This is a genomic window from Curtobacterium pusillum, assembly GCF_007673235.1.
In the GTDB taxonomy this organism is placed as follows: Bacteria; Actinomycetota; Actinomycetes; order Actinomycetales; family Microbacteriaceae; genus Curtobacterium; species Curtobacterium pusillum_C.
Genome location: NZ_VDZH01000001.1, coordinates 175,479 through 184,810, shown reverse-complemented (window position 1 = coordinate 184,810; position 9,332 = coordinate 175,479). Strand labels below are relative to the sequence as shown.

The following is a 9,332-nucleotide window of genomic DNA, read 5'->3' as shown; positions in this document are numbered from 1 at the left end:
GGTCTTCCTGTACCGGTATGATCATCCCATGATCGAGATCCTCACCCCTACCGAGGTCGAGAAGGCCCACGCGAGCGGTGCCCTCGTCGGCACGATCCTGCACACCCTGCGCGACCGCGTCCGCGTCGGCACGAACCTGCTCGAGATCGACCGCTGGGCGAAGGCGATGATCGAGGACGCCGGCGCCGACTCCTGCTACGTGGACTACGCGCCCTCGTTCGGCCGCGGCCCCTTCGGCCACCACATCTGCACCGCGGTGAACGACGCCGTGCTGCACGGCCTCCCCCACGACCGCGTGCTGGCGGACGGCGACCTCCTCACCCTCGACCTCGCCGTCTCCCTCGACGGCATCGCGGCCGATGCGGCGATCAGCTTCGTGGTCGGCACGCCCGACCCCGCGGACCTCGCCCTCATCGACGCCACCGAACGCGCCCTCGCCGCCGCCATCGCGATCGCCGGGCCAGGCACGCGCACCGGGGACCTCTCGCACGCGATCGGAACGGTGCTCGCGGGCGCCGGCTACCCGGTCAACGTCGAGTTCGGCGGCCACGGCATCGGGTCGACCATGCACCAGGACCCGCACGTCTCGAACACCGGCCGACCCGGACGCGGCTACACCCTGCGGCCCGGTCTCCTCCTGGCGCTCGAGCCCTGGGTGATGGCGGACACCGACGTGCTCGTCACCGACCCGGACGGCTGGACGCTCCGGAGCGCCACCGGGGCACGCACCGCGCACACGGAGCACACCGTCGCGATCACCGGGGACGGCGTCGAGGTGCTGACCCTGCCACGGTGACCGGTACGCCGTCGGCCGCGACGGCGAGGACCGTGTCCGGCGCCGGGAACAGCACCGTCACCGGGTGCTCGACACCGTCGAGGACGGCGACCATGCGGTCCAGGTCGACCTCCACCGACCGCGGGTCGAAGCGCAGCCCGCGGCCGTCGAGTTTCAGCACGGCCTCCTTCACCGCCCAGAGCACCGCGAGTTCGGCGGCGTCGCCGCTCGCCCGGGCTGCTTCACGGTCGGTGAACGCGTCGAGCGGGGCGGCGGCGACCCGGGAGACGCGCTCGACGTCCACGCCGAGCGCAGTGGGTCCCACGGCCAACGCGACGAGGTCCGTGGTGCGCGACAGGCTCACGCCGACGGCGGAGCCGTCGACCGCGGCCCAGGGACGACCGTGGTCGGTCGCGCCACAGTGCGCACACACGCGCCCCGCGCGCACGGCCGAGACGCCGACGCCCGCGGCCGTCGCGACGGCGGCGAGCAGGGCCTCCCGGTCGTCCGCTGCGGTCGCGCCCGGCGCTGCCAGCGTCACGACGACGGACGGGAGGCGCGGGAGACTCACACAGGTGAGCCTACGAGCGGATCAGGCGTGCGTCAGCGCGATGAGCGCGACGTTCATGGTGCTGTAGAGGCCCTCGGAACGGGTGGCCTGTCGGACGCGGCCACGAAGGACCTCGTAGCGGCCGTTGTGCTCGCGGACGAAGCCGATCACGCCACTCGCGGGCGTCGACACACGGTGGTAGCCGTCCTCGAGCGGGACGACCTCGGTACTCGTTGTTCGCTCCATTGCAGTTCCCCTGTCTCGTTCGTCGTCGAACGCACCTGGAGCATACCCCGGTCCGGGGGACAAGCCGTCCACAGATCCCTGGTTCCACGAGGGTTCGCCCGGAGTCTGTCCGAGCGTTGCGCGGCGTGGATAGACTCCGGGCAACAGCGCTCCGGGGCGCAGTTCCGGGGGTCTCGGGACGGCGACCACGGCGACGGACGGAGGACGGATGCGAGCGGTCCAGGGCGGATCGGCCACGGGCAGGACGAGCACGGACAGGGGGACATCGCGACTGATCGGACGCCTCGCCGCGGCACTGCTCGCCGTCTTCCTCGTGCTGGCGCCGGCGACGACGGCGCGGGCGACGGCGCCGGTCGACCTCGGCGGTGCGTACGTCCTCGACGAGGCGAACGTGCTGAGCTCCTCGCAGCAGTCCGACATCGAGAGCGCGATCAAGAAGCTCTACGACGAGACGCAGACACAGCTGTACGTCGTGTTCGTGCCGACCTTCACGAACCCGTCGGAACACGCCGCGTGGGGCGACGCCACGATGCAGCGGAACCAGATCGACACCGACAGCATCGTGCTGTCCATCGCGGTCGACGACCGGATCGCCGACGTCCAGCAGACGAACGAGACCTCGATCTCGGCGAGCGACGCCGAGTCCGCGTACAACGACGACGCGGTCCCCGCACTCAAGAACGGTGACTGGGCCGGAGCCGCCCTCGCGTTCGCGAACGGCCTGACCGACTCGCAGGCCCCGCCGAACCTCACCTGGCTGTGGATCCTGCTCCTGGTGGTCGTCGTCGCGCTCGTCGTCATCGTGCTGGTCATCCGTGCCCGGAACAAGCGCCGCACCGCCGCCGCGACCAAGGCGCAGGAGGCCTCGCTCGCCGACCTCGAACGGACCGCCGGCGGCGCACTCGTCACGATCGACGACGAGCTGCGCACCGCCGAACAAGAGGTCGGGTTCGCGACGGCGCAGTTCGGCGCCGACGCAGCGAAGCCCTTCGCCGAGGCCGTCGCAGCCGCGCAGCAGAACGTCCGCAAGGCCTTCACGTTCCAGCAGCAGCTCGACGACGAGATCCCGGACACCCCGCAGCAGCGCGCCGATTGGGCGAACCAGATCATCGCGATCTGTGAGCAGGCACACGCGTCGATCGAGGAACAGACGGACTCGTTCGACAAACTCCGCTCACTCGAGAACGGCGTCGACGAGGCGGCCGTGGCCCTCGCCGAGGCCGTCGCCGCAGCGCCGGCGTCCGTCAGCGCGGCCGGGGCAGCACTGGAGCGGGTGCGGGGCGCCTACGACGGCCGGACCCTCGCCACGGTGTCCGACAGCGTCGACCAGGCGCAGCAGGTCCTGGCGTACGCCACCGAACGCTCGCAGGCCGCCACCGCTGCCATCGCGTCGGGCGACAAGGGCGAGGCGGTCGTCGCCGTGCGGGACGCCCAGCACGCCCTCGCCCAGGTGCAGCAGCTCACGTCGAGCGCCGTCGCGGCCGAGTCCACCTTCGCCGAGGCGACCGCGCGGGCCGAGGCCATGCGGATCGACATCGAGGGCGACGTCGCAGCCGCTCGCACCCTGCAGGCCGGTGGCCCGGAACTCGCCGCCGCGGTCACCCGCGCCGAGACCGTCCTGCGCCAGGGCCTCGACCCGAAGGACCCGATCGCCGCGGTGGACGCACTGACGAAGGCGAACACCGAGATCGACCAGGCGATCGCCACGGCACGGGGTGCCCAGGAACAGCAGCAGCGGGCGGCCCGGGCCCTCGACGACGCCCTCCGCGACGCGCGCAACCGGATCAGCCAGGCCCGAGAGTTCATCTCGCTGCACCGCGGCGGCGTCGGACCCACCGCACGGACCCGGCTGTCCGAGGCCGAACGCGCCCTCGACGACGCCGTGAACCTCGCCACCACCGACCCCGGTCAGGCGCTGCAGGCCGCCCGGGCCGCCGAGCAGTACGCGGCCGCGGCGATGGACGCTGCGAACGACGACATGGGCGGCTGGGGCGGCGGTGGCGGCTTCGGGGGCGGGGGCGGCAACGGCGCGCAGCTCGGCGGGCTCGTCACCGGCATCGTCCTCGGCGGTCTGCTCGGCGGCCGCGGCGGCAGCTTCGGGGGCGGCTCCTTCGGGGGCGGCGGAGGCGGCTTCGGCGGCGGCGGCTTCGGCGGGGGTGGCGGCGGAGGCGGCGGAGGCGGGTTCTCCGGCGGCGGCCGCTTCTAGCCCCCCGCAGCACCGCAGACCAGATCGACAGCACCACACCAGACCTTCCACGAAAGGGAACAGCAATGGCAAAGCAGACGATCTTCGGACGCATCTCGACCCTCGTCCGAGCGAACATCAACCAGCTCATCGACAACGCCGAGGACCCGCAGAAGATGCTGGACCAGCTCGTGCGCGACTACACGAACAACATCGCGGACGCCAAGACCGCGATCGCGCAGACGATCGGCAACGTGCGCCTGCTCGAGCAGGACCACGAGGAGGACAAGAAGGCCGCCACCGAGTGGGGCCAGAAGGCAGCGAACGCCTCCGTCGCCGCGGACAAGTACCGCGTCGAGGGCAAGACCGCCGAGGCCGACAAGTTCGACAACCTCGCCAAGATCGCCATCGGCAAGCAGATCGCCGCCGAGCAGGAGGTCAAGGACGCCGAGCCGAACCTCGCCTCGCAGAACGAGGCCGTGGAGAAGCTCAAGGCGGGTCTCGCGGGCATGGAGCAGAAGCTCGAGGAGCTCCGCTCGAAGCGCGACAACCTCGTCGCCCGCTCGAAGACCGCCGAGGCGCAGTCCAAGGTCAACGACGCGCTCGGCAACATCGACGTGCTCGACCCGACGAGCGACCTCGGTCGCTTCGAGGAGAAGGTCCGCCGCGAGGAAGCGAAGGTCCTCGGCCAGCAGGAGCTCCAGTCGTCGAGCCTCGACTCGCAGTTCGAGAGCCTCGAGGACGTCGGCAAGGACGCCGAGGTCGAGGCGCGTCTCGCCGCGCTGAAGTCCGGCGGCTCGTCGAGCTTCTGATCCCGTCCACGGGCGACGTCGGACCCCACCTGACAGACTGAGACGATGCAGTTCCTCGTGGTCGGTCAGTGGCAGGGTTCGGCGTCGTCCCGTGCGATGCGCCTCGGAGACGGAGCGACGGCGATCGGTGCCGACCTCCCCCGAGCGTCCACCACCGTGATCGACGTCCCGGCGGGTGCGGGTGACCGGCTCGAGACCGCGGTCGCCCGGTACACCTCGGTGCTCGCCGTGGCCGACCGGGTCGCCGAGGAGACCGGCGTCGCCAGCGAACCCGTCCTCGTCGTCGGCGGTGACGGCGCGAGCATCCTCGGTGTCACCGTCGGGCTCGGACCGGACACCGCGTTCGTGCGCATCGCCGGATCGAGCGGCTTCCGTGCCCTGAACCGTGCCCAGCCCGTCGCGGCCGAGACCGCCGTGCTCCGACTGCTCGTCGACCGGCCGGACGACCTCTTCCCCGCCCTCCCCGTGGTGCCTGCGTCGCACGTCGTCGTCGCCGGTGTGCGCGGGATCGAGGACGCCGAGACGAACGCCCTCGACCGGGCGGGCATCGTGCACCTCGACGTCGACGCAGCGACCCCGCACGCGATCGCCGCCGCCGTCGACGCCACCGGCGCGGACGCCGTCTTCGTGCACGTCGACCTCGACGTGCTCGACCCGTCCGAGGTCGACGGACTGCTCGAACCGGTGCCGTTCGGCCTCGACGGTGCCGGGCTCGTCGAGCGCATCCAGGCAGCGACCCGTGGGCGTCGGCTCGCCGGTGCCGCCCTCACCGGGTTCGCACCGGTCGACCCGGACCGTGCCGTCGACGACCTGGGCGTGATCCTGCGCGCGGTCGGCGCCCTGACGAGCGCGTCCCGAACCGCCTGATCGCGCGTCCGGCACGCTGACACGGTGGCACGTCCGCCCGACGCACCGCGCTCGGCGAGACCCATGCCGATCCGCGTACGCTCGGCCCCATGACGGACTACGACCTCATCGTGATCGGCGCCGGCGCAGTCGGCGAGAACGTGGCGGACTACGCCAAGAAGCGCGGCCTGACGGTGGCGATCGTGGAAGCCGAGCTCGTCGGCGGCGAGTGCTCCTACTGGGCGTGCATGCCGTCGAAGGCCCTCCTGCGCAGTGGTCACGCCCTCGCTGCGGCGAAGCGACTCGACGGCGCGAAGCAGGCGGTCACCGGTGACCTCGACGCCGCGCACGTCCTCGCCCGACGGAACTCGTTCACCTCGGACTGGAAGGACGACGGGCAGGTCTCCTGGCTCGACTCCGCCGACATCGACCTCATCCGCGGACACGCCCGCATCACCGGCGAGAAGACGCTCGAGGTCGACGGGACGAGCTACACGGCCGCCGCCGCGATCGCCGTCGTCACCGGGTCGCTGCACACCCTCCCCGACGTCCCCGGCCTGGCCGACGCGAAGCCGTGGGGCACGCGTGAGGCGACGAGTGCCCAGCAGGTCCCGGAGAGCCTCCTCGTCATCGGCGGCGGTGTCTCCGGCTCGGAGCTCGCGACCGCGTGGGCGTCCCTCGGGGCGAAGGTCACCCTCGTCGCACGGCACGGGCTGCTCGGCGGCATGGAGCCGTTCGCCGGGGAACTCATCGCAGACTCGCTCCGTGAGCTCGGCGTCGACGTCCGCACCGGCGTGAACCCCACCCGCGTCGACCGCGACGAGCACGGCCTCGTCACCACCACGTTCGACGACGGCAGCACCCTGGTGACGAGCGAGGTCCTCGCCGCCACCGGTCGTGCCGCGACGACGAAGGACCTCGGTCTCGAGTCCGTCGGGCTGACCGCCGGCGACTGGCTGCAGGTCGACGACACGATGCTCGTGCAGGGCACCGACTGGCTGTACGCCGTCGGCGACGTGAACCACCGCGTCCTCCTCACCCACCAGGGCAAGTACCAGGCGCGCGCTGCCGGCGAGGCGATCGCCGCCCGCCACCAGGGCACGCCGCTGCACACCGAGCCGTGGGGAGCGCACGTCGCCACGGCCGACCACGCCGCGGTCCCCCAGGTCACCTTCACCGACCCGGAGGTCGCGAGCGTCGGCCTCACCGAGGCGAAGGCCCGCGAGCAGGGCCTGAACGTCCGTGCCGTCGAGTACGAGCTCGGCAACGTCGCCGGCGCCTCGCTGCAGGCCGACGGGTACACCGGACGCGCCAAGATGGTCGTCGACGAGGACCGCGGGGTCGTCGTCGGGGTCACCTTCGTCGGACAGGACGTCGCCGAGATGCTGCACGCCGCGACGATCGCGATCGTCGGCGAGGTCCAGGTCGACCGCCTGTGGCACGCCGTCCCCGCCTACCCGACGATGAACGAGATCTGGCTCCGACTGCTCGAGACCTACGGCCGCCCGGAGTAGCGGTGCGGAATCCCCTGCTCGACTCCCCCGTGTCCCGGGCGGGGTGGTTGTTCGCGACGGCGGTGGGCCTCGCCGTCGGCGTCCCGCTCTCCACCGGGAAGGTGCGGGTCGTCGACGGGCTGGTCGTGTGCTCCGGCCTGCCGCGCTGGGTGTTCCGACGTGGTGGAACGTGCGTCGGCTCGGTGTACCTGACGCGGGACAACGACGGCGATCGGGTGCTCCGGCACGAGCGCGTGCACGTCGACCAGTGGCGTCGGTACGGCATGCTCATGCCGATCGTCTACGCGCTGGCCGGCCGGGACCCGCTGCGGAACCGCTTCGAGATCGAGGCCGGCCTCGAGGACGGCAACTACCGCTGACCCGAGGTCGCGCAACGCGCCGCGCGCACGTCGTCGAGGTCGCACGAAGTGCCGCTTGCGGTGCGCGCGAGCGGCAAATTTCGCGACCTCGCGGCGGTCGCGGCGGTCGCGGCGACCGGTCACCGGACGGGAGGCGCGGTGCCGGCTCGCACCGTGCCTCCCGTCCGGGGCGGCGTGCGTTCACGGCAGACGCGTCGCGTCCGGTGTCGAGGTCGCACAACGCGCCGCGCGCGGGTTGCCGAGGTCGCACGATGTGCCGCGCGCGGCGCACGGGAGCGGCACTTCGTGCGACCTCGGCGCGCGCGGCGCGACCGCCAGCGCGTCAGGCGGCGCGGCGCCGCGGGACCACGAGGGGCGTGCCCGTCTCCGGGTCGGGGACGACCACGCACGGCAGGCCGAACACGTCCTCGACCAGGTCGGCCGTCACGACCGAGGCCGGCGGCCCGGACGCCACGATCGACCCGTCGCGCATCGCGATCACGTGGGTGGCGTACCGCGCGGCCTGGTTGAGGTCGTGCAGCACTGCGACGACCGTCCGACCGGCGGCGTGCAGGGCCGACGCGAGCTCGAGCACGTCGTACTGGTGCGCGATGTCGAGGAAGGTGGTGGGCTCGTCGAGCAGGACGATGTCGGTCTCCTGCGCGAGCACCATCGCGATCCACACCCGCTGCCGCTGCCCACCCGAGAGCTCGTCCACGCTTCGATCAGCGAGCGAAACGGTCTCCGTCTGCTCGAGCGCCGCCTGCACCGCGATCCGGTCCGACCCGGAGGACGGGTGCAGCAGGTCCTGGTGCGGGAAGCGTCCGCGGGACACCAGGTCGCGGACGGTGATGCCGTCGGGCGCGATGGGCGTCTGCGGGAGCATGCCGACCCGGCGCGCCACGGCCTTCGGGCGGAGGGAGGAGATCGGCGACCCGTCGAGGTACACCGTGCCCGCAGTCGGCTTGAGGGTCCGCGCGAAGGACTTCAGCAGCGTGGACTTCCCGCAGGCGTTCGGCCCGACGATGACCGTGAGTTCACCGTCCGGGACGTCGACGTCGAGCGCGGACACCACGACGCGGTCGTCGTACGCGAGCGTCAGCCCACGGGCACCGAGCGCAGTGGTCGGGAGCCCGGCCGCGGCGTTCAGTTCTCGGCCCTGCCGTGCCGCCAGTACCCCATGAACGCGACCTGCTTCCGGTCGAGTCCGACACCGCGCACGAGGTGGCGGCGGAGCTCCTTCACGCAGCCGGCCTCGCCCGCGATCCAGGCGTAGACGGGGCGAGAGTCGGCGGCAGCGGGGATGTCCCACAGCACCTGCTCGTCGACGTCGACGTCCGCGAGCTCGACGGTGTCCCCGCAGGCCGGTCCGGAGGCGACGGTGGAAGCCCAGGCGTGCACCTGGTCGGTCATCCGGACGCCGTGCGTGGCACCGTTCCGGGCGATCCAGCGGACCTCGACCCCGGCGGGCGCGGACACGGGCAGCCGGTCGGCGTCGGTCGGGACCTCGATGAAGACGTGCCCGACGGTGGCGACGTCGAGCGCTTCGAGGATGGCGCAGATGGCGGGAGCGGCCGTCTCGTCGCCGGCGAGCAGGATCCGGTTCGCGGTGCCGGGGTCGAACTCGGCGGCGCCGGTCGGGAGCTCCGCGGGCGAGTCGGGCACGGCGGGTCCGACGATGCGGAGTTCCTCGCCGACGCGACAGGAGGAGACCCAGCGCGACGCCGGCCCGGTGTCGCCGTGCGCGACGAAGTCGATGTCGAGCTCGCGGGCGTCGGGCCGGAACGAACGGACCGTGTAGGTACGCAGCGGGTTCCGGACGGCATCGGGCAAGGCACGCCAGGCGCCGTACCAGTCCTCGCCGTCGGGCAGGTCGGTGAACCCGTGGCCGGGGATGGGCAGCACGATCTTGATCCGTTGGTCGAGGCCGACGGAGGAGAACTCGGCGAGGGCGTCGCCCGTCAGGGTCACCCGGACGAAACTCGGGGTGAGCGACGTGACGGCGGCCACGCGGACGGAGAAGACACGGTACCGGGCTGCCACACCCCGAGTATGGCATGCCTTAC

General features: G+C 72.3%; 10 protein-coding genes. 6 read left to right on the top strand and 4 right to left on the bottom strand.

Annotated elements, in window-relative coordinates:
* Nucleotides 1-28: 28 nt before the first annotated feature.
* Complete coding sequence (gene map, locus FS532_RS00870; RefSeq protein WP_144749517.1) at nucleotides 29-796, top strand: type I methionyl aminopeptidase; 768 nt, start codon at nucleotides 29-31, stop codon at nucleotides 794-796.
* Here the strand turns inward: map and FS532_RS00865 are convergent.
* Both FS532_RS00865 and FS532_RS00860 read right to left on the bottom strand, forming a co-directional pair.
* Nucleotides 756-1,346, bottom strand: a complete 591-nt coding sequence (locus FS532_RS00865; RefSeq protein ID WP_144749515.1) for a 4'-phosphopantetheinyl transferase family protein — start codon at nucleotides 1,344-1,346, stop codon at nucleotides 756-758. The genes map and FS532_RS00865 overlap by 41 nt on opposite strands.
* 21 nt (nucleotides 1,347-1,367) lie before the next feature.
* Nucleotides 1,368-1,571, bottom strand: a complete 204-nt coding sequence (locus FS532_RS00860; RefSeq protein WP_071291810.1) for a hypothetical protein — start codon at nucleotides 1,569-1,571, stop codon at nucleotides 1,368-1,370.
* Between the two features lie 208 nt (nucleotides 1,572-1,779).
* On the opposite strand from FS532_RS00860, the gene FS532_RS19115 reads away from it, so the two are divergent.
* The 5 genes from FS532_RS19115 to FS532_RS00835 all read left to right on the top strand — a co-directional run bounded on the left by FS532_RS19115 (nucleotide 1,780) and on the right by FS532_RS00835 (nucleotide 7,287).
* Nucleotides 1,780-3,777: a TPM domain-containing protein gene (locus tag FS532_RS19115; RefSeq protein WP_144749513.1), complete on the top strand. Its 1,998-nt coding sequence runs from the start codon at nucleotides 1,780-1,782 to the stop codon at nucleotides 3,775-3,777.
* 65 nt (nucleotides 3,778-3,842) lie between these two features.
* Nucleotides 3,843-4,568, top strand: coding sequence for a PspA/IM30 family protein (locus FS532_RS00850; RefSeq protein WP_144749511.1), 726 nt, complete (start codon nucleotides 3,843-3,845; stop codon nucleotides 4,566-4,568).
* A gap of 45 nt (nucleotides 4,569-4,613) precedes the next feature.
* Nucleotides 4,614-5,435, top strand: a complete 822-nt coding sequence (locus tag FS532_RS00845) for an arginase family protein (protein ID WP_144749509.1) — start codon at nucleotides 4,614-4,616, stop codon at nucleotides 5,433-5,435.
* 89 nt (nucleotides 5,436-5,524) lie between these two features.
* Nucleotides 5,525-6,928: a dihydrolipoyl dehydrogenase family protein gene (locus FS532_RS00840; protein WP_144749506.1), complete on the top strand. Its 1,404-nt coding sequence runs from the start codon at nucleotides 5,525-5,527 to the stop codon at nucleotides 6,926-6,928.
* Between the two features lie 2 nt (nucleotides 6,929-6,930).
* On the top strand, nucleotides 6,931-7,287 hold the full coding sequence (locus FS532_RS00835; RefSeq protein ID WP_186321857.1) for a Fe-S oxidoreductase: 357 nt from the start codon (nucleotides 6,931-6,933) through the stop codon (nucleotides 7,285-7,287).
* 322 nt (nucleotides 7,288-7,609) lie between these two features.
* On the opposite strand, the gene FS532_RS00830 is transcribed toward FS532_RS00835, so the two are convergent.
* Together FS532_RS00830 and FS532_RS00825 are read right to left on the bottom strand one after the other, a co-directional pair.
* Nucleotides 7,610-8,416, bottom strand: a complete 807-nt coding sequence (locus FS532_RS00830) for an ABC transporter ATP-binding protein (protein WP_144750733.1) — start codon at nucleotides 8,414-8,416, stop codon at nucleotides 7,610-7,612.
* Complete coding sequence (locus FS532_RS00825; RefSeq protein WP_144749504.1) at nucleotides 8,413-9,309, bottom strand: siderophore-interacting protein; 897 nt, start codon at nucleotides 9,307-9,309, stop codon at nucleotides 8,413-8,415. Before FS532_RS00825 ends, FS532_RS00830 begins: the two co-directional genes overlap by 4 nt.
* Nucleotides 9,310-9,332: the final 23 nt, after the last annotated feature.